The sequence below is a fragment of the Flagellimonas sediminis genome, assembly GCF_010500845.1.
GTDB lineage: Bacteria > Bacteroidota > Bacteroidia > Flavobacteriales > Flavobacteriaceae > Flagellimonas > Flagellimonas sediminis.
This window is the reverse complement of sequence record NZ_JAAAMI010000001.1, coordinates 679,792-704,575: the sequence shown is the minus strand read 5'-3', so window position 1 is coordinate 704,575 and position 24,784 is coordinate 679,792. Positions and strand designations below refer to the sequence as shown.

At 44.1% G+C, this 24,784-nt stretch carries 24 protein-coding genes; 10 read left to right on the top strand and 14 right to left on the bottom strand.

Going from position 1 to position 24,784, the window contains the following annotated elements; genetic code table 11:
• Positions 1-4 precede the first annotated feature (4 nt).
• The 4 genes from GTK07_RS03085 to GTK07_RS03070 all read right to left on the bottom strand — a co-directional run bounded on the left by GTK07_RS03085 (position 5) and on the right by GTK07_RS03070 (position 3,866).
• Positions 5-1,141, bottom strand: coding sequence for a Gfo/Idh/MocA family protein (locus GTK07_RS03085; protein WP_163632912.1), 1,137 nt, complete (start codon positions 1,139-1,141; stop codon positions 5-7).
• Positions 1,142-1,154: 13 nt separating this feature from the next.
• Positions 1,155-2,384, bottom strand: a complete 1,230-nt coding sequence (locus tag GTK07_RS03080) for a nucleoside permease (RefSeq protein ID WP_163632909.1) — start codon at positions 2,382-2,384, stop codon at positions 1,155-1,157.
• A 19-nt stretch (positions 2,385-2,403) separates the two neighbouring features.
• The gene (locus GTK07_RS03075; RefSeq protein WP_235932411.1) at positions 2,404-2,793 is read right to left on the bottom strand and encodes a DinB family protein; all 390 of its coding nucleotides are present in this window, start codon (positions 2,791-2,793) and stop codon (positions 2,404-2,406) included.
• Positions 2,794-2,867: 74 nt separating this feature from the next.
• Positions 2,868-3,866 carry a sugar phosphate isomerase/epimerase family protein gene (locus GTK07_RS03070; protein WP_163632905.1) on the bottom strand — a complete coding sequence of 333 codons (999 nt, stop codon included), beginning with the start codon at positions 3,864-3,866 and terminating at the stop codon, positions 2,868-2,870.
• A gap of 136 nt (positions 3,867-4,002) precedes the next feature.
• Between GTK07_RS03070 and GTK07_RS03065 the strand changes: the two genes are divergently transcribed.
• Positions 4,003-5,721 carry a GMC oxidoreductase gene (locus tag GTK07_RS03065; protein WP_163632903.1) on the top strand — a complete coding sequence of 573 codons (1,719 nt, stop codon included), beginning with the start codon at positions 4,003-4,005 and terminating at the stop codon, positions 5,719-5,721.
• On the top strand, positions 5,721-6,374 hold the full coding sequence (locus GTK07_RS03060; RefSeq protein ID WP_163632439.1) for a gluconate 2-dehydrogenase subunit 3 family protein: 654 nt from the start codon (positions 5,721-5,723) through the stop codon (positions 6,372-6,374). The genes GTK07_RS03065 and GTK07_RS03060 overlap by 1 nt, the downstream gene beginning before the upstream one ends.
• 160 nt (positions 6,375-6,534) lie before the next feature.
• Here the strand turns inward: GTK07_RS03060 and GTK07_RS03055 are convergent, their stop codons facing one another.
• Positions 6,535-9,003, bottom strand: a complete 2,469-nt coding sequence (locus tag GTK07_RS03055) for a ribonucleoside-diphosphate reductase subunit alpha (RefSeq protein ID WP_163632902.1) — start codon at positions 9,001-9,003, stop codon at positions 6,535-6,537.
• A 121-nt stretch (positions 9,004-9,124) separates the two neighbouring features.
• Positions 9,125-10,111 carry a ribonucleotide-diphosphate reductase subunit beta gene (locus GTK07_RS03050; RefSeq protein WP_163632900.1) on the bottom strand — a complete coding sequence of 329 codons (987 nt, stop codon included), beginning with the start codon at positions 10,109-10,111 and terminating at the stop codon, positions 9,125-9,127.
• Positions 10,112-11,005: 894 nt separating this feature from the next.
• On the opposite strand from GTK07_RS03050, the gene GTK07_RS03045 reads away from it, so the two are divergent.
• The gene (locus tag GTK07_RS03045) at positions 11,006-11,740 is read left to right on the top strand and encodes a LytR/AlgR family response regulator transcription factor (protein WP_163632898.1); all 735 of its coding nucleotides are present in this window, start codon (positions 11,006-11,008) and stop codon (positions 11,738-11,740) included.
• A 15-nt stretch (positions 11,741-11,755) separates the two neighbouring features.
• Entirely contained in the window at positions 11,756-13,723 is a 1,968-nt protein-coding gene (locus tag GTK07_RS03040) for a tetratricopeptide repeat-containing sensor histidine kinase (protein WP_313790665.1), read from the top strand.
• On the opposite strand, the gene GTK07_RS03035 is transcribed toward GTK07_RS03040, so the two are convergent.
• The gene (locus GTK07_RS03035; protein ID WP_163632896.1) at positions 13,716-14,285 is read right to left on the bottom strand and encodes a DUF3109 family protein; all 570 of its coding nucleotides are present in this window, start codon (positions 14,283-14,285) and stop codon (positions 13,716-13,718) included. The two genes, GTK07_RS03040 and GTK07_RS03035, sit on opposite strands and share 8 nt — an antisense overlap.
• A gap of 121 nt (positions 14,286-14,406) precedes the next feature.
• On the opposite strand from GTK07_RS03035, the gene GTK07_RS03030 reads away from it, so the two are divergent.
• Positions 14,407-14,991: a MarC family protein gene (locus GTK07_RS03030; RefSeq protein WP_163632894.1), complete on the top strand. Its 585-nt coding sequence runs from the start codon at positions 14,407-14,409 to the stop codon at positions 14,989-14,991.
• Between the two features lie 9 nt (positions 14,992-15,000).
• Entirely contained in the window at positions 15,001-15,198 is a 198-nt protein-coding gene (locus GTK07_RS03025) for a hypothetical protein (RefSeq protein WP_163632892.1), read from the top strand.
• A gap of 6 nt (positions 15,199-15,204) precedes the next feature.
• On the opposite strand, the gene GTK07_RS03020 is transcribed toward GTK07_RS03025, so the two are convergent.
• The 4 genes from GTK07_RS03020 to GTK07_RS03005 all read right to left on the bottom strand — a co-directional run bounded on the left by GTK07_RS03020 (position 15,205) and on the right by GTK07_RS03005 (position 18,752).
• Positions 15,205-16,833 (bottom strand): S41 family peptidase, encoded by a 1,629-nt coding sequence (locus GTK07_RS03020; RefSeq protein WP_163632890.1) that lies wholly within the window; start codon positions 16,831-16,833, stop codon positions 15,205-15,207.
• Positions 16,834-16,849: 16 nt separating this feature from the next.
• Entirely contained in the window at positions 16,850-17,287 is a 438-nt protein-coding gene (locus tag GTK07_RS03015) for a deoxycytidylate deaminase (protein ID WP_163632888.1), read from the bottom strand.
• 86 nt (positions 17,288-17,373) lie between these two features.
• Positions 17,374-17,958: a HupE/UreJ family protein gene (locus tag GTK07_RS03010; RefSeq protein WP_163632886.1), complete on the bottom strand. Its 585-nt coding sequence runs from the start codon at positions 17,956-17,958 to the stop codon at positions 17,374-17,376.
• A 56-nt stretch (positions 17,959-18,014) separates the two neighbouring features.
• Positions 18,015-18,752: a TerB family tellurite resistance protein gene (locus GTK07_RS03005; RefSeq protein WP_163632884.1), complete on the bottom strand. Its 738-nt coding sequence runs from the start codon at positions 18,750-18,752 to the stop codon at positions 18,015-18,017.
• Positions 18,753-18,874: 122 nt separating this feature from the next.
• Here GTK07_RS03005 and GTK07_RS03000 point away from each other — a divergent pair, with 122 nt between their 5' ends.
• From GTK07_RS03000 to GTK07_RS02985, 4 genes are all read left to right on the top strand, one after another.
• Complete coding sequence (locus tag GTK07_RS03000; RefSeq protein WP_163632882.1) at positions 18,875-19,285, top strand: BrxA/BrxB family bacilliredoxin; 411 nt, start codon at positions 18,875-18,877, stop codon at positions 19,283-19,285.
• Positions 19,286-19,369: 84 nt separating this feature from the next.
• Positions 19,370-20,107, top strand: coding sequence for a lysophospholipid acyltransferase family protein (locus GTK07_RS02995; protein WP_163632881.1), 738 nt, complete (start codon positions 19,370-19,372; stop codon positions 20,105-20,107).
• A complete protein-coding gene (locus GTK07_RS02990) occupies positions 20,104-20,763 on the top strand; it encodes an HD domain-containing protein (RefSeq protein ID WP_163632879.1) in 660 nt (219 codons plus the stop codon). Before GTK07_RS02995 ends, GTK07_RS02990 begins: the two co-directional genes overlap by 4 nt.
• A 56-nt stretch (positions 20,764-20,819) precedes the next feature.
• Positions 20,820-22,244, top strand: a complete 1,425-nt coding sequence (locus tag GTK07_RS02985; protein WP_163632877.1) for a Gfo/Idh/MocA family protein — start codon at positions 20,820-20,822, stop codon at positions 22,242-22,244.
• Between the two features lie 263 nt (positions 22,245-22,507).
• On the opposite strand, the gene GTK07_RS02980 is transcribed toward GTK07_RS02985, so the two are convergent.
• The 3 genes from GTK07_RS02980 to GTK07_RS02970 form a co-directional block, all read right to left on the bottom strand.
• Entirely contained in the window at positions 22,508-23,581 is a 1,074-nt protein-coding gene (locus GTK07_RS02980) for a PA0069 family radical SAM protein (RefSeq protein ID WP_163632875.1), read from the bottom strand.
• Positions 23,582-23,680: 99 nt separating this feature from the next.
• Positions 23,681-23,911, bottom strand: coding sequence for a hypothetical protein (locus GTK07_RS02975; RefSeq protein ID WP_163632873.1), 231 nt, complete (start codon positions 23,909-23,911; stop codon positions 23,681-23,683).
• A 231-nt stretch (positions 23,912-24,142) separates the two neighbouring features.
• Positions 24,143-24,730 carry a collagen-like protein gene (locus GTK07_RS02970; protein WP_163632871.1) on the bottom strand — a complete coding sequence of 196 codons (588 nt, stop codon included), beginning with the start codon at positions 24,728-24,730 and terminating at the stop codon, positions 24,143-24,145.
• Positions 24,731-24,784: the final 54 nt, after the last annotated feature.

Genomic DNA, 24,784 nt, shown 5'->3' with positions numbered 1-24,784 from the left:
GAACTTAATCCATGTCGATCCAAATATTCCCTTGTTTGTGGGAAGCTACGGTACTCTCTATAAAGTTCAATCCACGAACCCCATCCAACATGGTGGGGAACTCGCCACTGTTGTATTCTTCACCGCGAATGGCCTTGGCCACACCCAAATAAATATTGGCCATGGCATCAAAAATACCTTCCGGGTGACCTGGGGGCAATTTGGTGCCATCCAAAGACAGTTTGGAATTGTATTGGTGCCCTGGTTTGTACACCTGCAAGGGCTCTGGATCATTCAGTTTGTATAGGTAATTGGGATTTTCCTGTTCCCATTTCAATCCTCCTTTTTGACCGTAAATGGCTATGGTAAGGTTGTTTTCCTCCCCCGTTGCCACTTGGCTAGCCCTGATGACCCCTTTTACGTTTTTATCCATTCGAATAAGGGCAGTACCGTCCATATCCATCACATTGTCGTCATAGATATAATTAAAATCACACAACACGGACTGCACCTGCAAACCGGTAGTAAACTCGATCATGTTGAATGCGTGTACCCCTATATCCCCCATACAGGAGCTGATACCGGCTTTCTTGGGATCCAGTCTCCAAACAGTTCCACGCTTTTCCTTATCGTGGATAATGGGGTTCATCCAACCTTGATAATATTGGGCATCCACTTTGTGGATTTTACCAATGACCCCTTCTTTGATCATTTCCCTCATTTGGCGTACCATCGGGTATCCGGTATAGGTATGGGTAACCGCAAACACGGTCCCCGCCTTTTGCAAGGTTTCCTGCAAAATGATGGCCTCTTCATATGTGGTGGTCATGGGTTTTTCACAAATGACATGGAACCCATTTTCCAACAGCTTTTTGGCCATGGGAAAATGCAAGAAGTTGGGCGTAAGAATGGAGCATACCTGAATACGTTCATCCTCTGGGAGTTTCATCTCCTCTTCCACCAAGGTGTCAAAATCTTTGTAGATCCGGTTGGTGGGCACATCTATCTGTTTTGCAAAATCCAAATTGTCCTCAAAATTCGGGTTGAAGACGGCCCCTACTATTTCATAATTGTCATTGATGAAAGAGGCTACTCGATGCAATACCCCGATAAGGGAATCGCCACCTCCTCCAAGAATTCCAAGTCTGATCTTTTTTGGCATGTTCTTGTTTTAGTTATGATTTATATTCTATTTTTTCGTTTTTAAAGATCACGGCAAATAGGATGAATACCAATGCCGCAAATCCAGCTGGGTAAACCCATATTTTCTCCCAAGTGTGCGTTCCATCTTCCAAAAGGAAAGAATCCGTGATCTGCCCTGCAATCCAGAAACCGATCAACATACCGACACCATAAGTGGCCAGCGTAATCAATCCTTGGGCGGCACTTTTATATTTTTCCCCTGCTTTGGTATCGGTATAGATCTGACCGGATACAAAGAAGAAGTCATAGCAGATTCCATGAAGGGCGATACCCAAAATCAACATAAAGGCCAAGTCCCCCGAATTGCCATATGCGAACATCAGATACCGTACCGTCCAAGCAAGCATCCCTACCAAAATGGTCTTTTTGAAACCAAACTTGGTGAAGAACATGGGTAACAACAACATAAAGAGTACTTCTGAAGCTTGACCTATGGTCATTTTACCGGTTGGGTTGTTCAAGCCAATTTCAGTTAAGAATGGGTTGGCATTTTGATAGTAAAAAGCCAAAGGGATACAGATCAATACTGAAGAAATGAAAAACACCAAGAAGTTCTTATCCTTCAACAGTTTCAGTGCATCCAGTCCCAACACATCAGAGATGGTAACCTTTTCGCTTTTATTGACCCTTGGTGGGGTTTTGGGCAAAGTAAAACTGAAAAGACCCAATATTGCCGAAGCAATGGCCACCATTAAAAAGGTGTTCTTCAACATACCGGCTTCAAGACTTTCTGGTGAATCCCAAAGGAACACATAACTGATCACAAGACCCGCAATGATCCAACCGATGGTACCGAATACCCTGATGGGTGAAAACTCCTTGGCGGGATCCTTCATCTGGTTGAAGGAAATGGAATTCACCAAGGCCAACGTAGGCATATAAAGGATCATGTATCCCAATACATAAGGGTAGAATACTGAAAAGTCCGTGGTTTGGTACATTTGGTACATTAAAAATGCCCCTATCAAATGGAGCACACCCAAAATACGTTCGGCATTAAAGTACCTATCTGCGATCAAGCCAATAATAAACGGTGCAATGATCGCACCCCAAGATTGAGTTGAAAAGGCTTGTGCAATCTCGCCTCCATTCGCCTTAAGGTTGGTCCCTAAAAAGGTTCCCAGGGTCACGAACCAACCGCCCCAAATAAAAAATTCAAGGAACATCATGAAGGACAGTTGAAATTTGGTTTTACTATTCATGTTAAGTATTAGTTAGTAGTTATCTTTTATAATGCACATAATCCAAAGGTTCGGGCACTACCCCTGTATTGCGGAGTTCCATCATGATCTGTGCCCTGTGATGGGTAGAATGGTTAATGATATGAAAAAGGATGTCCTTTGTTTCATTGGCAAAGGTTCTTCCCTCACTGTTCTCATACCCCACCCGTTTTTCAAAATTATCGGTATTGGAGATAATTTCAAAGGAAGTGCGCTGGTTCTCGTAATGAATATCTTCCCATTTATCGATCCCGTGCATTTCCCAAACTGCATATGTATTGGGAATGCCCATCAATCTGTGGTTCCAGATATGGTGGGCATTCAATACGTGACTAAAAAGCCGTTCACAAGGCTCTGGAACCGAGTCCAAGGCCTTGCATTGTTGAATCATTTTTTTGTTACAATTAAAATTGTAATCGAAGAGTTGCTGCAAAAATCCCTTCATATACCCTCAAATCAATTGGGTTACTCCAATAATCTTTCTATCAGTTTTTTAGTGGCCAAGATACCCTCTTCCTCGCTCAACACATTGCCTTCATATTCAACATCAATATATCCAGAATACCCGGCATCTTCCATAATCCTGATCATTCTGGCAAAATCGATTGTGGTCTCGTTGCCCTCGGCATCAAAATCGAAGGATTTTCCACTAACCCCTTTGGCATAGGGCATCAATTCCTCCACACCTTTATATCTGTCATACTCTTCCACACACTTGGATTCGTAGTAATCCCCAGCTGCTCTTTTGATACAGAAATTACCAAAATCAGGAAGGGTACCCACGTTTTCCATGTTCACTTTCTTCATTACTTCCACCAACAACTCAGCGTTGGAAGAAGGCCCTCCGTGGTTTTCAATAATTACGTTGATTCCCTTATCCTTGGCATATGTAGCCAACTGGGTAAGTCCGGACACAGAAGCTGGTACCCACTCTGCGGGATCTTGGGTTCCGTTTAGGTTTACACGAATGGAATGGCACCCCAAAGCTGCCGCCGCATCCACCCATTTGTAGTGGTTTTCCACAGCGGCTTTTCTCGCTGCTTCATCCACATTGGCTAGATCTCCTTGACCATCAACCATTATAAGAAGGTTTTCCAGACCATACTTTTCACTCTCGGCCTTGCTCTTGGCCACCCAATTGTCCATAGCTTCTTCCGAAAAATTGGCGGCCTGCAATTCCTTATAGTACAGGGCACTTACATATTCCAACCCCTCAAAGCCCCATTTACTGGCTTTTTCGGCAAAGGTGTAGGGGTCTACCCCACCTTCAAAGATCATTTTATGCATTGACCATTGAGCCAAGGAGATTTTAAGTTCCGGCTTGGAATCTTCCATGGCCATTTCTTCCGACTCTGTTTCTTCAGTTTTTTCAGGTTTTGGATTTTGTTTGCAGGACATAATTCCAAAAAGCGCCACCGCAACCAATGCTAAAATACCGTTCTGTGCTAAACTTCTTTTGTTCATATTATTAGGTTGATTAATTTCAAATAGAATTCAAAAACTACAACGTTATAGTACTGAATTCTCAATAAACATAGGGATTAAATGTAGAAAATTAATTTAATAATTAATACATTTAGCAAATAAACAATCCGAATAAATGAGTAAATTTTATTACAACGAGGAACAGGAATCCTACGATGCCATCGTGGTCGGCACGGGCATCAGTGGTGGTTGGGCTGCCAAGGAACTCTGCGAGAACGGTCTCAAGACGCTTGTCTTGGAACGCGGTCCCATGGTAAAACACCGTGAGGACTACCCAACGGCCAATATGGACGCTTGGGATTTCCCCCATGCCGGTAGAGCTACAAGAGAAGATGTAAAACAACAGGAAAAGCAATCCAGGACGGGTTACACCACCAGCGCCGCTTCCAGGCATTGGTTCGTGAACGATTTGGACCATCCTTATAATGAGGTGAAGCGTTTCGACTGGATGCGAGGCTACCATGTGGGTGGACGTTCCATCATGTGGGGACGCCATAGCTACCGCTGGAGCGATATCGACTTCAGTGCCAACAAGAATGAAGGCATTGCCGTGGATTGGCCCGTACGTTACAAGGATATCGCTCCTTGGTACGATAAGGTTGAAAGTTATATCGGTGTTTCAGGAGAATTGTTGGGCCTACCGCAATTGCCTGACGGGCAGTTCGAGCCCATGATGGAACTCAACTGTGTGGAAGATATGGTAAGAGGCAAGGTTGCCGAGCATTTTGGTGGTCGTGTAATCACTGCCGGTAGGGTTGCCCACATCAACAGCGACAAGAAATTCGAAGGTGACGGCCGCGTGCGTTGCCAGTTCAGGAACCGTTGTATCCGTGGATGTCCTTTCGGGGCCTACTTCAGTAGTGTTTCCTCAACTTTGCCCGCTGCAGAGAGAACCGGGAACATGACATTGAGACCAGATTCTATCGTTCACGAAATCATTTATGACCCCAACACCCAAAAAGCAACAGGTGTCAAGGTGATCGACAGGGAGACCAAGGAGGAGTTCGAGTTCAAGGCCAAGGTGATCTTCCTTTGCGCCTCTGCGATCGCTTCCACTTCCATCTTGATGCAGTCCAGATCCGACAGGTTCCCTAACGGATTGGGGAACGATTCAGGAGAATTGGGCCATAACGTAATGGACCACCATTTCTTGGTTGGTGCAAGCGGTAAGTTCGACGGATATGAAGACAAATATTATAAAGGAAGAAAGCCGAACGGCATCTACATCCCTAGGTTCAGGAACCTGGGCGGTGATTCCGATATGAAGACCTTTAAACGTGGTTACGGGTACCAAGGTGGTGCCAGCAGGGGCAATTATGAAGAAATGGTCGCCGAAGCAACCTTCGGGCAAGGGTACAAGGACGCTGTTCTTACCCCTGGTGGATGGACCATGAACATGCTTGCTTTTGGGGAAACCCTTCCCTACCACGAAAATAAAATGACCCTAGATTATGATAAGAAGGACAAGTGGGGTCTCCCCACCGTTACCTTCGATGCAGAAATCAGGGAGAACGAATACAACATGCGCAAGGACATGCAGGATCAGGCGGTTCAAATGTTGGAAAAAGCCGGTGCCAAGGACATTACTCCTTACGATGCACCTTACGCCCTGGGCTTGGGTATCCACGAGATGGGCACGGCCCGTATGGGCCTTGACCCGAAGACCTCGGTGGTCAACGGGAACAACCAGGTGCACACCTGCAAGAACGTGTACGTGACCGACGGTGCCTTCATGGCCTCGGCCAGTTGCGTGAACCCCTCGCTCACCTACATGGCATTCACCGCAAGGGCCGCCAACCATGCCGCCCAGGAACTCAAAAAAGGAAACATATAATGGAAAGAAGATCAGCACTCAAGAACATGGGGATGGCCTTCGGCTACGCCGTGGCGACCCCTACACTGTTAAGCCTGCTCCAGGGCTGCAAGGACAAGCCCGCCTATTCGGAGTGGGTCCCCGCCTATCTGGACAGGGGACAGGGACAGGCCCTGGCCACCACCCTGGACGTGATCCTTCCCAAGACCGATACCCCCTCGGCCACCGAGGTGAACGTGCACGGCTTCATCGACGCCTACCTGGACCAGGTGATGCCCCTTGAACAGCGGGACTTCGTGATGATGAAGATGGGTAAGTTCTACGACAGGGCACTGGAGGGTTCCGGCAAGACGGAGCTGGCGGAGCTGGAGGCGGAGGACATAGAGCCGGTACTGGCCACCTACCTGAGGAAGCGCACCGAGGAGGAGGAGACGGCCCATTCCGAGGCCGTGATGAGCTACATGCAGGCCATCATGCAGGGCGGCGAGGCCACCCTGGACGAGGAAGTGGCGCGCTACACCTTCGCCAACGAGCTCAGGGACCTGGCCACATGGGCCTACAAGTCCTCGGAGAAGGTCGGCGAGGAGGTACTCGCCTACCTGCCCATACCCGGGGAGTACATCGCCTGTGGGGACCTACAGGAACTCACCGGCGGAAAGGCCTGGTCCGAATAGGAAACACGATACACAAAACAAAAGGGCCTCCCAACCGGGAGGCCCTTTTCATTTGAATATTTCCAAAAAAATACCTCGGATGGTTCTTATGTGGGGTGAACCTTTTCCGAGGCATTTAATCAATAAACACTATCACATGTACCGAAAAGCCCGGTACTGACTATGATCCGCACATCAAGCAGTCATCGTCTGCTTGGCCTTGTTTCGCGCGCGCAATCATTTCTTTCATTTCTTCTGGCGTTAAGGGCTGTATGTCAACTTCCTGTTGGCTCACAGGCATAGCGTTTACATTTATTTCTTCTGCAGCAGTGGACGGGGTTTCGATTTCGGCCATGACCGTCACCGGTTCCTCTTTCTTTTTGGTATTGTCCAACGTGAATTTAATGGCGTCCACAGCAGCTTTTGTCCTGAGGTAGTACATACCGGTCTTCAACCCACTTTTCCAAGCGTAAAAGTGCATAGAGGTCAATTTGGCATAATTGGCATTCTCCATAAAGAGGTTCAAGGATTGGCTCTGGTCAATGAAATATCCTCGCTGACGGCTCATATCGATGATATCCTTCATGCTGAGTTCCCAAACGGTTTTATAGAGCTCCTTGATGTCTTGTGGAATGGCATCGATATCCTGCACCGAACCGTTGGCGCGCATCAACTCTTGTTTCAAATTCTCGTTCCAAAGTCCCAATTTCACCAAATCTTCCAACAAATGCTTGTTTACCACAATGAATTCTCCGGAAAGTACCCTTCGGGTATAAATGTTGGACGTATAGGGCTCAAAACATTCATTGTTCCCTAAAATCTGGGATGTGGAAGCGGTTGGCATTGGGGCTACCAACAAAGAGTTCCTTACCCCGTGTTTCAATACATCCTTCCTTAATCTGTCCCAGTCCCATCTTCCGGATAGCTCACTATCCTTTATACCCCAAAGGTTATGCTGAAATTCTCCTTTTGAAATGGGTGAACCTTTATAGCTGGAATAAGTTCCGTCCTCCTTGGCCAATTCCATTGAAGCAGTGACCGCAGCAAAATAAAGGGTCTCAAAAATTTCTTGGTTGAGTTTTTTGGCCTCATCACTGGTGAAGGGCAATCGCAACATAATGAAGGTGTCCGCCAACCCCTGCACTCCCAAACCGACCGGTCTGTGCCTCATGTTGGAGTTTCTGGCCTCTTCCACTGGATAAAAATTCCTATCGATTACCTTGTTGAGGTTACGGGTCACTTGTTTGGTCACACGGAAAAGCTCTTTGTGATCGAACTCGCCATTCTTCACGAACATGGGAAGGGCAATCGATGCCAGGTTACATACGGCCACTTCGTCCGGAGAGGTATATTCCAAAATCTCCGTGCAGAGGTTGGAAGAACGGATGGTTCCCAAATTCTTTTGGTTGCTTTTACGGTTGGCGGCATCCTTGTAAAGCATATACGGGGTACCTGTCTCTATTTGGGATTCCAAAATCTTTTCCCAAAGGTCCCTAGCCTTGATTGTCTTTCTACCCTTGCCCTCGGCTTCATATTTTAAGTAACGGGCCTCGAATTCTTCACTGTGCGAATCAAAAAGTCCCGGGCATTCGTTAGGGCACATCAGCGTCCATTCGGCATCGGCCTCTACCCGTTTCATGAACAAATCGGGAATCCACATGGCATAGAACAGGTCTCGGGCACGCATTTCCTCTTTTCCGTGGTTCTTTTTCAGCTCCAAAAAATCAAAAATATCAGCATGCCAAGGCTCTACATAAATGGCAAAGCTTCCCTTGCGTTTTCCACCACCTTGGTCCACATAACGGGCCGTGTCGTTAAATACCCTGAGCATGGGAACAATACCGTTGGAGGTACCATTGGTTCCGGCAATATACGATCCGGTGGCCCTAATGTTGTGGATGGACAACCCAATTCCACCAGCAGATTGCGAAATCTTGGCGGTCTGTTTCAAAGTGTCATAAATGCCATCGATACTATCATCTTTCATGGCCAAAAGAAAGCAAGAAGACATTTGTGGTTTTGGGGTCCCGGAGTTGAACAGGGTTGGGGTGGCATGTGTGAAGTACTTTTTGGACATCAACTCATAGGTTTCCACCGCGGAATCCAAATCATCCAAATGGATGCCCACGGCAACCCTCATCAACATGTGTTGGGGACGTTCGGCAATCTTCCCGTTTATCTTCAACAAATAGGAACGTTCCAATGTCTTGAAACCAAAGTAATCATACCCGAAATCACGGTTGTAGATGATGGTGGAATCCAGCTTTTCCGCATTCTCGGAAATCACTTGGTATACTTCGTCAGAAAGCAATGGTGCTTTTTTGCCTGTTCTGGGATTTACATATTCGTAAAGGTCCTTCATGGCTTCGGAGAAGGACTTTTTGGTGTTTTTATGCAGGTTGGAAACGGATATCCTTGCGGCCAACTTAGCATAGTCAGGGTGTGTTGTGGTCATGGTAGCGGCAATCTCCGCAGCTAGATTGTCCAGTTCGGATGTAGTAACCCCATCATACAAACCTTCAATAACCCTCATGGCCACCTTTACTGGGTCAACCAAACTGTTGAGTCCATAACAAAGTTTTCTAACCCTGGCCGTGATCTTGTCGAACATAATCGGCTCTTTTCTCCCGTCTCTTTTAACTACATACATGGTGTTGCTCGTGTTTAATTGTTGTTGGTTTCTTCCTTACTGTTAAAAAATTAACATTTTAAAATTAAGGCTATGAAAACCCTCTAAACCTGAGGTTAGGAGGGTTGCAATCTTTTACTGATTAAAAATCCGCGTCGAAACTGATTTTCTGGGAATCGGTGTCCTTTTCCTTGTTCAATACACCAGCCTTTTGATATTCCGAAACGCGTTTTTCAAAGAAATTGGTCTTCCCTTGGAGAGAGATCATATCCATGAAATCGAATGGATTGGTGGCATTGTATACCTTTTCGCATTCAAGTTCCACCAAAAGTCTGTCCGTTACAAACTCCAAGTACTGGGTCATCAATTTGGCGTTCATCCCGATCAAGCTAACTGGAAGTGATTCAGTAATGAACTCCCTTTCTATGTTGAGGGCATCTACAATAATGTCCGTGATTCGCGATTTTGGGACCTTGTTCACCAAATGTTTGTTATGAAGGTGAACAGCAAAGTCGCAGTGCATTCCTTCATCACGAGAAATTAACTCGTTGGAAAAGGTAAGGCCAGGCATCAACCCGCGTTTCTTCAACCAAAAAATAGAACAGAACGCTCCGGAAAAGAAGATTCCCTCAACAGCTGCAAAAGCAATTAGTCGTTCCGCAAAACTTGGTGATTCAATCCATTTAAGGGCCCAATCTGCCTTCTTTTTAATCGCCGGAAAATTTTCGATTGCCTGAAAAAGTATGTTTTTCTCTTTCTCATCTTTTACATACGTATCGATAAGGAGCGAGTAGGTTTCCGAATGTATGTTCTCCATCATGATCTGAAATCCGTAAAAGAACTTGGCCTCTGAAAACTGCACTTCGTTCACAAAGTTTTCGGCAAGGTTTTCGTTCACGATACCATCGGATGCCGCAAAAAATGCCAAAATATGCTTGATGAAGTAACGCTCATCCTCGTTCAGTTTGGTGTTCCAGTCGGTGAGATCCTGATGAAGATCGATCTCTTCGGCTGTCCAAAAGCACGCTTCGCATTTTTTGTACCATTCCCAAAGGTCGTGGTGTTGTATGGGAAAGATCACAAATCTATCCTTGTTTTCCTGTAATATGGGCTCAATAGCTACGGACATCTTATTCTTTATATCGTTATTTGGTTTGGAAGGAGGTTTCCTCTTGAACAGAGTAAACAAATATTTAAAAATGTTGTTGAAAAGTAAAGGGGCAAATCCGAAAACGGGAACAAAGTTTTTAACACTCAATGTTGAAATCTAGGGCAGCCGAGCAATGGCGTAGGACCGATGAAATATAGGATTGTGGAAAGATTCTTGGTCAAAAAAAAAGACCAAAAAGTATATTCACAGATACCTTTTGGTCTAGCTTTTATGATGAACGTGCATATAATATGATATTACCAAACAGTACGGCCTCTCCAAGTTCTGCCATGTCAATCCTTTATCGTCTTAGGTAGTTCCCCCGAAACCTATGATCAATTCCAGATTTGGCCAACCCGAAGATTTTTTCTTGCAAGCGGTTTCTATAATCAAGAGAATGGTTGCTTTGGCCGTACAATTTTTGGTAATACAATATGTTAAGAGCGTTGTTGGTAAAGGTTTACTTTTTGGCTAAAACCTTTTCCCAATCAGATTTAAACTTTACTTGCTTATGTTCTGACACGGCGGCAAAAACCAAAGCCACGATCAAAAGCACAAAAAGCACAATACATTTTCTCATTTCTATTGGTTATTTGGTTGCCCCTAATTTTAGGTAGCGCCAAGATAGATAACAAAAATCGTGGGCAGGGAAGCGTATGTATAATCGGTCGTTTTTTGTGTATAATTGGTTTTGTCCCTTTTTAAACCCAATACCCAAAGCAATTAAAATGGCCCATTGGCAAGGGAAATAGCAAATTTTTACCATGATTTTGCATTTTATACCAGTTATACGTCTTAAATGTCCATTAGCACATAATTTGATTACTGTAAGGAGAATAATCCTAAATTTGGAATAACGTATACCTAAACAGTATGTTGGAAGCCGTAATTGTTGATGACGAGATCAAGGCACTTCAGAGCCTCAGTTGGGAATTGACCAACTTGAGCGACGAGGTGGATATTGTTGCGTCCTTTACCGATGCCTATGAAGCGTTGGCTTATTTGGAACGCAATACGCCCGATTGTCTCTTTCTCGATATTGAAATGCCGGCCATGGATGGTTTCCAGTTCATCAAGAACCTAAAGAACAAGGATTTTCCGGTGGTAATCACCACGGCCTATAACCAATATGCGCTGCAGGCCCTCAAAAACGAGGCTATCGATTACCTACTGAAACCCATTGACACGGACGATCTTGAAGTTACCATCGCCAAAATCAAAAGATTCAATGCAAAGAATCTCACCATTGAGCGTTTGGAAAAAATTCTATTGAACTTCAACGCGGAATCACACAGTAAAAAAATCACCATCAATACCGATGGTAAATTGCTTTTCCTGAACAGTGATGAAATATTGTTCGCCGAATCCGATGGTAACTATAGCACCATCTTTTTAAAAGACGGACAGAAAATCCTCCTGACCAAAAAACTGAAAGAGGTCAATGCACTATTGCCGGATACCAGCTTTTTTAGAATCCACAACTCTTACATCATCAACCTTAATAAGATCAAAGAATTCCTGAAAACCGATGGCTATGTGGTTTTGGAATCCAACCATAAAATTCCAGTCTCCAGGCAAAAAAAATCCGATTTTTTGGATATGCTGTAACTCTCCCTAAAACCTGTGGCCATAGTAAAGTTCACACAAATCGACTACCTACATCGAGGACAAAGAACAGTCCTGCTCTTTTGGTTGACGTTCTTAATGCTGAACGCTTCCTTTTCCCAAGACATTTCCGAGGCAGTCAAGGAAAAAGCTGAAAACCTTACGCTCTTGCAGCCCAAAACCTACGAGAATCTGGACGAGCAGCTAGAAGAAGAAAAAAGGGACACTACCTTTTTGCGGTATTTTGCCAACATTAGCAGACAAAACAATTACCCCGAAGGCGAGGCTTATGCCCTGAACCAATTGGGTATGAGGTATCGGAACTATTCCCAATACGAGAAATCGGTACAACTGCACGAGCAGGCCTTGGAACTTTCTGAAAAAGCCAACAATACCGAGATGCGGGTTTTAAGCCTGAACATGTTGGGAGTTGTATACCGAAGAACCGATGCCATAAAGACAGCCCTGGATTACCACCAAAAAGCACTTGAGTTGGCCGAGCAAGTGGAAAACCCATCGGACCATATCAAAAGGAGCATAAATGTTGCCCTAAATGGCGTTGGAAACCTCTACATAACCTTAGGACAGTTTGATCTTGCCATTATGCAGTTTCGCCGAGCATTAAAACTGGAGGAAGAATTGGACAACAAGCTGGGATTGGCCATCAACCATCAAAATATTGGTCATTGTATGGAGGAAAAAGGGGACTTGGAAGGTGCCCTTGAAAATTATCGCAAATCATTGGCCTATAATGAGGAAATCAACTCCGATATTGGTCGGATAATATGCAAGAACAGTCTGGCCCAAATCTATTTGAAACAGAATATGCCCTACGCGGCCCTTGTTCTTTTGGAGCCCTTACATGATGAATCAAAAAGAATCGGTGATTACTTCATAGCCTCATCTGTCTTCATTAACACTGGTTGGGCACATACCAAGCTTGGCAATTATGAAAAGGCAAATGACTTTATACAGGAAGGTCTTGAAATGGCCCAGACCAGAAACCTTCCCAGTAGCATCCTATATGGCTACCAAAAGATGTCCGATCTTGAAAACGCAAGGGGCGATTTTAAAAAAGCTTATGACTTCTATAAAAAAGCCGATGAATATGACAGGGAAATCTCAAGTGCCACCAATTTACGGTACATGAACGATATTATTGTAAGGTACGAGGCAGATAAAAAGAACAACCAGATTGCCGTATTGGCCAAGGAAAATGAGATCGTGAGGTTACGGTTGAAGAAAAACCAGACAACCTTGTTGGTGAGTGCGCTGATTGTCGGGCTCATTTCTTCCATTCTTTATATCCTTTACCGACAATACCAGAGCAAGAACGAAAAAAGAGTGCTCACCTTGGAGCAAAAGATGCTCCGTAGCCAAATGAATCCCCATTTTTTGTTCAACTCCTTGAACTCCATCAAACTTTATATCATAAACAACGAACAGAAGAATGCCGTTCACTACCTGAACAAGTTTTCCAAATTGGTTAGAAAGATCTTGGAGGCTTCTTCCCAAAGGGAAATTTCATTGGCGGAAGAACTGGAGACCGTGGAGCTTTACATGAACATCGAGAACATCCGGTTTTCCAACGAAATCGACTTCAGCATCAATGTAGACAAGGATATTTTTATCGATAATATCAAAATTCCATCCCTCACCTTGCAACCATTCTTGGAAAATTCCCTTTGGCACGGACTATCACCCAAAGAAGGGGAAAAGAAAATCCAAATCCACGTAAAGAGAAGAGATAAAGGCCATGTGACCATAGAGATCATTGACAATGGCGTGGGCCGAACCATGGCCGAAGCCAATAAGGAGAACAGGGTGCTCAAACGAAAATCTGTAGGAATCCACATCACCAAGGAGCGCTTGGCCAACTTCTCCAAAGATTACCAGAACAAATTTGACGTGGATATTGTGGACCTATTTGACGAAAATGGCAACCCCAACGGCACCAAGGTCATTTTGGACATCCCGACTATTTAGGATTGCCTTTTGCCACTTCTTCCAACTCATTGTACCAAGCCTTGCCAAATTTCCGTATCAGGGCATCCTTCACAAATTTATAGATTGGGACCTTTAGCTCCTTTCCCAAACTACAGGCAGGATCACAAATTTCCCATTTATGATAATTGACGGCCGTAAACTCGGAATACTCCCGGGTCCTAATCGGGTATAAATGACAGGAAATGGGTTTTTTCCATTTGGTTACACCATCATTGTAAGCTGCCTCCAGTCCGCATTTGGCAATCCCGTCATTCGAAAAAACCACATAGGCGCACTCGTTATTGTTCACCAAAGGGGTTTCCCATTCACCGTCCTCTCCCTTCACAAAGGCTCCTTGTTCCTCAATGGCCTGAATGCCTTCCGGCCTTAGATAGGGCTTTACATCACTGTACAGGTTTACCAGTTTATCCGTTTCCGAATCCTCAAGTGGGGCTCCATATTCCCCACCTACACAACAGGCTCCTTTGCATGCATTAAGGTTGCAGACAAAATCGTTCTCCAAAATCTCTTCGGAAACTATGGTTTTTCCAATTTGGAACATAGGGTTTACTTTTGGGGCAAAGGTAGTTTAAAACCCAAAATTTGACATTTTATAAACCTTATTATGTCATCCAAAAGGCTTTTTTACACGTACATTTGCAGTCCGAAAAAAATAAGGTGCCATGAATTTCAATTTTAAGGAGATAGCTACAGCGGGAATGATTCTTTTTGCGGTGATCGATATTTTGGGAAGTATCCCCATCATCATATCGCTCAGGAACAAGGTAGGCCATATTCAATCGGAAAAAGCTTCCATAGTGGCGGCCTGTATCATGATTGCCTTTTTGTTCGTTGGGGAAAAGATCCTGAAATTGATTGGGATCGATGTAAATTCCTTTGCCGTGGCGGGGGCTTTTATCATTTTCTTCTTGGCCATTGAGATGATCTTGGGGATTACGTTATACCGGGATGATGTGGCGGAAACCGCTTCCATTGTCCCCATTGCATTTCCCTTGATCGCCGGAGCGGGCACCATGACGTCACTTTTGTCACTCCGTGCAGAATATCATGTGGAGAACATTATCGTTGCCATTATACTAAACATTATCTTTGTATACATCGTTCTTAAATCCAGTGCTAAAATTGAACGGGTGTTGGGCAAGAATGGCCTCAACATTATACGAAAAGTGTTTGGTGTGATCCTAATGGCCATCGCAGTAAAGCTTTTTGCATCCAACATCAATCAGTTGTTCAACCATGGACTTTAAACCAGTGTCATGAACAAAACTCTTAACATTATCATCATTATTTTGGCCATGGGCCTCATCGTTTACAATGTGACCTTGGTAGATTTTGACAATCCGCTTCAAGGGGATAGTACCATAGCCCTGATAGGCATTGTGGCATCCTTATGTGCCATTGTGTTGTTGCTGATCTTTATGGGCTCTAAAAAAATTGAAAAGAAACTGAAGTAGGCAACCCTAAGGTTTAGAACCTGCTGAACCAATTTGTTTTGGATCGATAATCGATTCATCCAGTTCTTTTACCCTTTTCAGCATGGGATCAAAATCGCCCTTGATCTGTGCCGACATGTTAGGAGAGTACAGCTGCTCTGCAATATTGGCCTTAAGATAGGCCTTGATCTTGTCCTCATAAGCGTAGAAATCCAATCGCACTTTTCTATCCAACACAAATTGGATAAAATTGTCGAATAAGATATCATCTACCTTGAATTCGTCCAAAAATTGATTTTGGGTGTAATCCGAATAGCGAGTACGGTCTTCTTCCAAATGCTCAAACACGAACCTAGCGAAGAATTGATAGGTATCGTCCATGCTGTCAATTGCTTCTTCCTCGTTACTGCCAATGGGAACAAAAACATCGGGAATGATACCTCCGCCACCATAGACCACCTTACCTTTTGGGGTAACAAATTTTAAGGAGTCGGCCACCTTAATGCTATCCGCAGAAACAAGCTCACCATTGGTATACCGTTCCATGAATTTTTGGTAATAGTCGTGGTTGCCATTCTTGTATGATTTTTGAATGGAGCGACCTGTTGGGGTATAATAACGACTAACCGTTAACCGAACGGCTGAGCCATCCCCAAGATCCATTTCACGCTGTACCAATCCCTTCCCGAAGGAACGTCTTCCCACAATGGTCCCGATGTCGTTGTCCTGCAAGGCCCCGGCGATAATCTCACTGGCAGAAGCGGAACGCTCATTGATCAATACGTAAACGGGCCTGTCTTCAAAATCGCCTTTACTGGTGGCATAAGCTTTTTTTACCCTCCCCTTTTTGTTCTTAGTGAACAGGATCAATTTGTCCTCCCCCAAAAATTCATCGGCCAGTTTTTCGGCAATGCCCAAATAGCCACCAGGGTTATCCCGAAGGTCCAACACCAATTTTTCTGCCCCCCTCAATTTTAGCTTCTTGAGGGCATCCTTAAATTCATCAAAGGTAGATTCTGCAAAACGATTGATCTTGATGTAACCCATATCCCCTGTCAACATATAGTACGCATCCACACTCCGGATCGGCACACGGTCGCGGGTAACGGACATGTCCAATACTTTGTTCTCCGATTTTCGGAAAACCTTTAGGTTTACCTTGGTCCCGACTTTTCCTTTAAGGGTTGTAACCACATCGTCATTGGGAATCCTTTTGCCATAAAGGGTGTCGTTATCTGCCATTAAAATACGATCACCGGGCTTAATACCACTGATATAACTGGGCCCGTTCTTTATGGTACGGATCACGGTTATAGTATCCCGGAACATATAAAAACTTACACCGATTCCGGCAAAGTCTCCCTTCATATTTTCGGCAACCTCGTTCATTTCACTTTTGGGAATATAGACGGAATGAGGATCTAATTTGCCCAAAATGTTGTTCACGGTCACATCTACAATGCTGTCCGTGTCAATTTCATCCACATACTCATAGTCGATATAATCGATGAGTCTGTTGAGTTTATCCTTTTTGGAATTGGTGGAAAAGAGCTTTTCGGGTGAATCGTTAAAATGGAGTTTGCCCCCAATAAATATGCCGATGGCTACTGCCAGTGCCAACAAGGTGGGCCAAATATATCCGTTGATCTTTTTCATAATAGCATTCTGGTGTTTAGACCATTTCTTCCAAAATGGGCAGGTGGCGCACTTCTACCCCGGCCCGCTCCAGAAATTTCAGCCCGGAGTCATCTTTATAGGCCTGTTGGTAAACCACACGTTTTATGCCAGCCTGATGTACCAACTTGCTACACTCCCTGCATGGGGAAAGTGTAATGTACAAAGTAGCTCCTTCACAGGACTGTGTGGAAGAAGCCACTTTTAATATGGCGTTGGCCTCGGCGTGGAGCACATACCATTTGGTATATCCTTCATCATCCTCGCAAATATTCTCAAAACCTGTTGGGGTACCGTTATAACCGTCTGAAATGATCATTCTATCCTTTACGATGATGGCACCCACCTGTCTTCTCTTGCAATAGGACAGTTTACCCCATTCCTGGGCCATCCTCAAGTATGCCTTATCGTACTTTTCTTGTTTGCTCTCCTTCATAAATCCATGAATAAGCTGATAATTAAATAAATATACCTGCTTTGGAAGACCCTTACAACCTTATTCGATTAAATTTAACGGTGCCCTTAGATGGGAAACGTAGCAATGAGCAAGGGTATTGTAATGGCAATGATCAAAATTGAGGCCACCGCAATAAAAACGTATCGTTTGACCTTCAACAAATCCAATACCACAAAAGCTATGCCCAAAACAATCAGGATGATGGTCACTTGGGACAACTCAATTCCCGTAGCAAAACCCAAAAGTGGTGTGACCTTGTTCTCTTCCTCCGCCATCAACATCTTGAAATAGTTGGAAAAGCCAAAACCGTGGATCAAACCAAAAAATCCAGTGGCCACATAATGCAATAGCTCACCCATATTCACTCCCTCCTTGAACACGTAGGTAAAGTTGAAGATTGCGGTTACCAAAATGGTTACCGGAATCAAGAATTCTATGAGTCCCACATCCACGGCCACCACATCATAAACGGATAGTGCCAGCGATGTACAATGGGCCGCGGTAAAAATGGTCGCCAACACCAATACATGCTTCCAATTTTTGAACGTAAAGGGCACGGCCAAGGCGGAAAGGAACAAAATATGGTCATAGGCCCCAATATCCAACACGTGGTGGAGTCCCATTTTAACGTAGAAAAAAAACTCTTGCATTATCCTGTTTATAAATTAATCATCCTATTCCAACCAACTCCTAACTCCTAACAACATTATGAAATCCCTCGCTCCTTTTGAATGGTCTCGTAGGCCTTTTGTACTTCTTTGAACTTTTCCTCGGCCCCTTTCCTAATAGCCTCGTTTTCGGTCACCACACGATCGGGATGGTATTTTTTGGCCATGGTACGGTACGCTTTTTTCACCTCATCGTCCGTGGCGTTTCTCTCAATTTCCAAAATTCTATAAGCATTGTCCGCAGACTTCACGAACATGGCCATGATGCTTTCAAAATCATGTGCGCCCACCCGCAAATAACCTGCTATCTCTCTCAGTTTTTGAATTTCCAACGGGCTCAATTGTCCATCGGCCTGGGCGATACCGAACAAAAAATGCAGCAACTGCAACCGAACTTCGTAACGGGTTCTCTGAACCATGTAGGTACAGATACGCTCCGCGGATATCTCCCTTTTTTTAATGACCTCGTTAAAAGTTCGGAAAATGGCATTGGCCTTATCCTTTCCGTACGTGCTCAAAAAATACTGCCTTACATAATCGAGCTCGGTTTGGTCCACCTTGCCATCGGCCTTTATGATAATGGAGCACAGGGAAAGAAGGTTCAATTCAAAATCCGCAGGTGAAACGGTTTGGCTGCCTGCGTTCTGGAAAACGGTTCTACCTCCATTATTAGTACTTCCCCAACCATCCAAAAGACTTCCCACGATAAATCCCAGTACTGCTCCCGGAAACCGAAAGACTAAATAACCGATAAAGGCGGCCGCCCATTTGATCATCTTTCAAAATTTAAACCCCAAATATAGGGCATTGCATAGGAAACAAAGCTTTAAGCAATGTTAAGGGTGATGAAAAAAACCATACAATACCGTATCTTTGGATTCTAATTAAAAATAAGCCTATGTATCCCGAAGAATTGGTAAAACCTATGCGAGCGGACTTGGCCAACGCCGGGTTTGAGGAACTACATACAAGTGAGGCAGTAGAAAATGCCCTAAAACAGGAAGGAACCACCTTGGTAGTGGTCAATTCTGTTTGTGGATGTGCCGCTGCCAATGCCAGACCAGCCGCCAAATTAAGCCTGCAAAATGAAAAGACTCCAGACCACTTGGTGACCGTATTCGCCGGGGTGGACATGGAAGCCGTTGCAACGGCCAGAAACCATATGGTCCCTTTTCCTCCATCGTCGCCAAGTATGGCCCTTTTTAAGGATGGGGAGTTGGTTCACATGATCGAGAGACACCATATTGAAGGAAGACCCGCTGAACTGATTGCGGAGAACCTGATGGAAGCATACGACGAATTTTGCTAATGCTTTTGATTATCCAAAAAAGACAGACCACCCTTAAGGGTGGTTTTTTTATTTTTACGCTGAACTAAATATAAAGTCCCTGCCGTGCTTAAATTGCTATCCTATCCATTGACCATCCTATTTTTTATCTGCTTTGGATTGGTTTTGGTCATTTTTCATCCCATCCAATGGTTTTGCTTAAAGATTTTTGGGTATGACGCCCATAAACGGAGCGTTTCCATCCTTAACTGGTTCATCATGGCCAGTACAGGCATCTTGGGAACCCGTTACAAGTTTGAAAACACACACCAGATTCCAACGGACAGGCCTTTGATCATTGTCACCAACCACCAGAGCATGTATGACATTCCGCCCATCATCTGGTTTATGCGCAAGTATCACCCCAAGTTTGTGAGCAAGATCGAACTCGGCAAGGGTATTCCGAGTGTTTCCTTCAACCTAAGAAACAGTGGTTCTGCTTTAATCGACAGGAAGGATCCCAAACAATCCATTGAAGAGCTGCAAAAATTGGGAAAATATATCCAAAAGCATAACCGAAGTGCGGTGATTTTCCCCGAAGGGACCCGAAGTCGAACGGGGGAACCCAAACCTTTTAGGGCAACAGGGTTAAAAGTTTTGATGAAACACGCGCCATCGGCATTGATTATACCCATCAGTATAAACAACTCGTGGAAATTGTTGCGCTATGGTAAATTTCCTATGGGATTAGGTTCTTTTGTACAATTTAAAGTACATGCCCCTATGGAAATTCATGGTAATGCCGATGCCGTTATCGCCGAAGTGGAAAAACAAATTGTATCAGGCATAAACCCCACAAAATGACTCCGGACCAATTGCTACAAAACACCATCCATTTTGTCAAAAAAATGCTCGTTAACGCCGAAGGAGGTCACGATTGGTTTCATATTGAAAGGGTTTACAACACTGCAAATCTCATTTTAAAAAATGAAAAGGCCGATGAGCTCATCGTGAAACTTTCAACCTTGTTACATGATATTGCAGACCCCAAGTTCCATGATGGGGACGAATCAATCGGACCTAAACTAGCCCAAGAATTTTTAAAGGGGCAAAATACATCGGAAGACACAGTGGACCATGTAGTGAAAATCATCCAACACATGTCCTTTAAAAATAGCCTTGACAAAAGCCAAGTTTCATTTATAACAAAAGAAATGGAAATTGTACAGGATGCCGACCGATTGGATGCCATGGGAGCCATCGGTATTGCACGTGCTTTTAATTATGGCGGGTTCAAGAACAGGACGCTCTACGACCCCAATATACCCCCTAAACCAAACATGACCAAGGAAGAATACAAAAGTTCCCATGCGCCTACCATAAACCATTTTTATGAAAAACTGCTATTGCTCAAGGATGGTATGCACACTGAAACTGGTAAAAAAATTGCCTTGGAAAGACATCGGTTTATGTTGGAGTACCTAGATCAGTTTTACAAAGAATGGAATGGATGGGAATAACCATCGATAATCCCTTACATTTTGTATCTTGGTAGAACATAATCAAACTAAACAAAATGCAAAGAAGAAATTTTTTGAAGAATGCCGCTGCTGCATCGGCTGCATTTTCCATTGTACCCAGCTATGTTTTGGGAAAGACCCATGTTCCTCCAAGTGATACCTTATATGTTGCCGGCTTTGGTGTTGGTGGAAGAGGAAACAGTGTAATTCGCGGTTTGCACGAAACCGGTCGTGTCAAATTCGTATCGTTATGTGATGTAGATGCACGTCGTGCCAAGGAAACTTTTGAAATGTTCCCTGATGTACCACGCTACAAAGATTTTAGAAAAGTATATGATGAGCGATTGAGCGACATCGATGCCATTATGGTGGCCACTCCTGACCACATGCATGCTACCATTGCCTTACCTTTTATGCGTGAGAAAAAGCACGCCTATGTTGAAAAACCTCTGACCCATAATATTTATGAGGCCCGTTTGATGACCAAAGTAGCCAAGGAAAACGGAATTGTGACCCAAATGGGAAACCAAGGTGCCTCAAGTGATGATAGCCGAATTGCCCGCGAATGGGTAGAATCTGGCATCATCGGAAAAGTGCATACCATTGATTGTTGGACCAACCGACCTGTTTGGCCACAAGGGGTACCCATGCCTACCCAAAAACAACGAGTGCCCAAGGAATTGGACTGGGATCTTTGGTTGGGCGTAGCCTCCGAAAGGGATTACAACGAAGCCTACCTTCCCTTTAAATGGAGGGGTTTCTGGGATTTTGGTACCGGTGCCTTGGGCGATATGGGCTGCCATATCATGGAAACCCCTTTCAGCGTGCTGGATTTGGGCTATCCTAAAGAAGCGGAAGCCAGTTGTACCACGGTTTGGGTAGGCGATTTTGTGGAAGCCGATTATAGCCATTCCTGTCCTCCATCCTCCAAAATACATTTGAAGTTTGACCATGAAGACCACGGGGAAATTGCCCTCAACTGGTATGATGGGGGCCTTATGCCCGATCTACCGGATGAACTTAAGGATGGTGAGACCATTGGTGATTCTGGAGGTGGAACCGTTATGTATGGGGACAAGGGTATCTTGGTTTGTGACACCTATTCCAGCAACGCACGCTTATTGCCTTCTGATATGATGGATCTTTATAAGGCCCCCGCTCCAAAATATCCGAGGGTACCTGGTAGTGTAGGCGGACATATTGCCAACTTTGTAGATGGCTGCCTGAACGGTACACCGACCTCTTCCAACTTTGAAAAAGCGGGCCGATTGACCGAAACCGTGTTGATGGGCAACCTTGCCGTAAAGGCCTACCAGTACAAAGAATTAAAACCTGGTAAAAAGGTTACTGATTGGGATCCTTACCATTCTCCAGGTAGAAGAAAGCTGATGTGGGACGGTGAGAACATGAAAATCACCAACTACGATAAGGCCAACGATTGGGTAACCCGAGATTATAGAAAAGGATGGGAATTGAAATAATATTCCTCATCATTATAAAAAGCCGCCAAAAGGCGGCTTTTTTATTTGCCCTTGGTGATGTGGGAAGTTCGGAGGATCACTCCCACATTAGATTTCCCTGTCACAAGTTTCCTCGAAGTGATATTGATCCTTGTGTCATTCTGAACAAAGCGAAGAATCCACTTGGATTAAAGCAATAAAAAATATGCCTCAACAGATTTCTCGATTGCAGGCTCCCTCGAAATGACCTCATTCAGATTGTTATTGTAAATTGATGATTTCATCTAAAACAATTTCAATTGGCCATCCTTGTATCGTTGATGGAGCTCCATATTCAATTTGGGGAAAGTCCTCCCTTCAAAATACCTTCTTCTGGCCAACCTAGCCATTTCGTGTATCTGTTCTGCTATTTTCCCTTCTCCTTTGCTCCGAACTCCAAATCGACTATCATTAAGGGAGCCGCCATGACATTCTTGGATCTGGTGCAAAATTTTATCGGCTTTATCCGGTAAGGCCTTTTTTACCCAATCAGAAAACAGTTGTCCAATGGCTCCGTTCAAACGTACTACCGTTAACCCAAAGGAAAGAGCACCGTGTTCTGAAACCGCCTTGGCCAATTGTAGCAATTCGTGACTGTTGATACCCGGAATCATGGGTGCGAGCATGGCATTGACCGGAATCTTGTTTTCAGATAACATTCTGATGGTATCCAATCTCTTTTGGATCGATACCGTTCTTGGTTCCAAAATCCGTCTTGTATTCTCGGAAAGAGAAGTCACCGAAATATTGACCGCAATCAATTGATGGGTATTCAATTCTTTCAAAATATCCAAATCTCTTAATACCAACGCATTTTTGGTAATGATTCCCACAGGGTGACGGTACTTTAAAAATACTTCAAGGCACTTTCTTGTTATCCCGAATTTTTGTTCTGCGGGTTGATAGCAATCCGTGTTGCCCGAAAGCACAATCGTCTGGGCCACCCAGTTTTTGTGCTTTATCTTGGCTTCCAATAAGTGGGGAGCCGATTCTTTCACCAAAATCTTTCGCTCAAAATCCAACCCGGCACTATAACCCCAATATTCATGGGTGTTCCGGGCGTAGCAATAGATACAGCCGTGCTCACACCCTTGGTAGGGGTTCATGGAATACATCATGCCCACATCCGGGCTATCCACTTTGTTTACAATGGTCTTGGGAAAAATGGGAATATATTGGGTCTTATTGCTTTCGGCCTCTTCCCCTTCCAATCTACAGAATTCCAAAAAGTCTTCCCGCATTTCATACATATGCTGAAGAAATTTATTGGGTGTATTCTGTTGGGCGCCCCTTCCCTTTAAAATAGAATCTTTTTCCATAAAATGGATTTATTCCAAATATATGGATTTTATCCATTTTTCAATTGGGTTTCTCAAACAAAAAACCCCTTAAAAAAAGGGGCTTTTTATATACATGTTTTATTGTCCAGCACAGTCTTTGTTATCAACTTTGCCGTCCTTGTTCTTGTCTTCCTCTTGATCTGCGACACCATTTTTGTTCAGGTCCCAGCATTTGACTTCAACTGCTTCTCCCATACTGACAATAATTCCAGAGCCGTTGGTAGGTTCGGTGTCAATTTCTTTGGAGCAAGCCATAAAAAAAATTCCAAGGGCCAACATACCCATGGTAAGCAGGTTAAGTTTTTTCATGATAATGATTTATAATTTGGGCTAAAATAGACCCGCTTGCCATTTATTCTTATAAGTGGTTGACCTATGGCCTTTTAGGGTTGATGGATTCCGAATACCAGTTGATTGGAAAACAATGACTTTCTTAAAAAATACATTTATGATCATATGGTCCGAAAAGAAAAAACTGGGCCAAAGCCCAGTTTTCCGGTAGTGTTTAGGATCCCCGTTTTGGGAAGGGTAATTTAAATGTTATTCAAGGCCAAAGTACTTGGCAACGGCATTATAGTCTGCAATATCAACTCCAGCAGCTTTAAGCTCATCTTTTACACTTGTGTACACTGATTTTGAAGTAGTGTACGGGGTACTTTCTATAAGAACGATCCTCAATGATTCCAAATGATCATTGGCAGTCACAGGATAGCCAGTGCCATCATAGTTGCTAAAATAAATTTGCACCAATTGTGTTTGGGCGTATACTTGGGTTAAAAAATCTGCAGATACAGGCCCTGGAATTGAATAATACTGTGTTCCAGCTAAATCATCTTTGCCCAAGTAATATAGGATGGCATAGTTTGAAATGACCTCCTCTGTCAATTCTGGAACGGTTTGGGCAAAAATGGTTCCCGTATGACCTGTCATGTCCAGAACTACATGGTGAACGTTGGCATTACCATCTTCGCCATCTTTACCATTGGTTCCGTTTACTCCATCTTGGCCATCCACTCCTGCTACCCCTTGGTCACCTTTCGGCCCTTGTTCCCCGTCATCACCTGTACAGGAACCCAAACATAGGCCCACAACAAATAGGGCCATCATCAATACTTTACTCTTTTTCATAGTCTTTATTTTAATGTTTTGAAAGCCAAATGTATTAAGGCATATGAGGGTTTT

What these genes read in the sequence shown, in the direction of transcription:
- GTK07_RS02970 (WP_163632871.1), bottom strand. Translation starts at nt 24,730, where the DNA reads ATGAAAAAGAGTAAAGTATTGATGATGGCCCTATTTGTTGTGGGCCTA.
- GTK07_RS03055 (WP_163632902.1), bottom strand. Translation starts at nt 9,003, where the DNA reads ATGTATGTAGTTAAAAGAGACGGGAGAAAAGAGCCGATTATGTTCGAC.
- GTK07_RS03025 (WP_163632892.1), top strand. Translation starts at nt 15,001, where the DNA reads ATGAACAAAACTCTTAACATTATCATCATTATTTTGGCCATGGGCCTC.
- GTK07_RS02975 (WP_163632873.1), bottom strand. Translation starts at nt 23,911, where the DNA reads ATGAAAAAACTTAACCTGCTTACCATGGGTATGTTGGCCCTTGGAATT.
- GTK07_RS02980 (WP_163632875.1), bottom strand. Translation starts at nt 23,581, where the DNA reads ATGGAAAAAGATTCTATTTTAAAGGGAAGGGGCGCCCAACAGAATACA.
- GTK07_RS03050 (WP_163632900.1), bottom strand. Translation starts at nt 10,111, where the DNA reads ATGTCCGTAGCTATTGAGCCCATATTACAGGAAAACAAGGATAGATTT.
- GTK07_RS03060 (WP_163632439.1), top strand. Translation starts at nt 5,721, where the DNA reads ATGGAAAGAAGATCAGCACTCAAGAACATGGGGATGGCCTTCGGCTAC.
- GTK07_RS03005 (WP_163632884.1), bottom strand. Translation starts at nt 18,752, where the DNA reads ATGATCAAATGGGCGGCCGCCTTTATCGGTTATTTAGTCTTTCGGTTT.
- GTK07_RS03075 (WP_235932411.1), bottom strand. Translation starts at nt 2,793, where the DNA reads ATGATTCAACAATGCAAGGCCTTGGACTCGGTTCCAGAGCCTTGTGAA.
- GTK07_RS03000 (WP_163632882.1), top strand. Translation starts at nt 18,875, where the DNA reads ATGTATCCCGAAGAATTGGTAAAACCTATGCGAGCGGACTTGGCCAAC.
- GTK07_RS03080 (WP_163632909.1), bottom strand. Translation starts at nt 2,384, where the DNA reads ATGAATAGTAAAACCAAATTTCAACTGTCCTTCATGATGTTCCTTGAA.
- GTK07_RS03020 (WP_163632890.1), bottom strand. Translation starts at nt 16,833, where the DNA reads ATGAAAAAGATCAACGGATATATTTGGCCCACCTTGTTGGCACTGGCA.
- GTK07_RS03070 (WP_163632905.1), bottom strand. Translation starts at nt 3,866, where the DNA reads ATGAACAAAAGAAGTTTAGCACAGAACGGTATTTTAGCATTGGTTGCG.
- GTK07_RS03010 (WP_163632886.1), bottom strand. Translation starts at nt 17,958, where the DNA reads ATGCAAGAGTTTTTTTTCTACGTTAAAATGGGACTCCACCACGTGTTG.
- GTK07_RS03030 (WP_163632894.1), top strand. Translation starts at nt 14,407, where the DNA reads ATGAATTTCAATTTTAAGGAGATAGCTACAGCGGGAATGATTCTTTTT.
- GTK07_RS03085 (WP_163632912.1), bottom strand. Translation starts at nt 1,141, where the DNA reads ATGCCAAAAAAGATCAGACTTGGAATTCTTGGAGGAGGTGGCGATTCC.
- GTK07_RS03045 (WP_163632898.1), top strand. Translation starts at nt 11,006, where the DNA reads ATGTTGGAAGCCGTAATTGTTGATGACGAGATCAAGGCACTTCAGAGC.
- GTK07_RS03015 (WP_163632888.1), bottom strand. Translation starts at nt 17,287, where the DNA reads ATGAAGGAGAGCAAACAAGAAAAGTACGATAAGGCATACTTGAGGATG.
- GTK07_RS03065 (WP_163632903.1), top strand. Translation starts at nt 4,003, where the DNA reads ATGAGTAAATTTTATTACAACGAGGAACAGGAATCCTACGATGCCATC.
- GTK07_RS02990 (WP_163632879.1), top strand. Translation starts at nt 20,104, where the DNA reads ATGACTCCGGACCAATTGCTACAAAACACCATCCATTTTGTCAAAAAA.
- GTK07_RS03035 (WP_163632896.1), bottom strand. Translation starts at nt 14,285, where the DNA reads ATGTTCCAAATTGGAAAAACCATAGTTTCCGAAGAGATTTTGGAGAAC.
- GTK07_RS02985 (WP_163632877.1), top strand. Translation starts at nt 20,820, where the DNA reads ATGCAAAGAAGAAATTTTTTGAAGAATGCCGCTGCTGCATCGGCTGCA.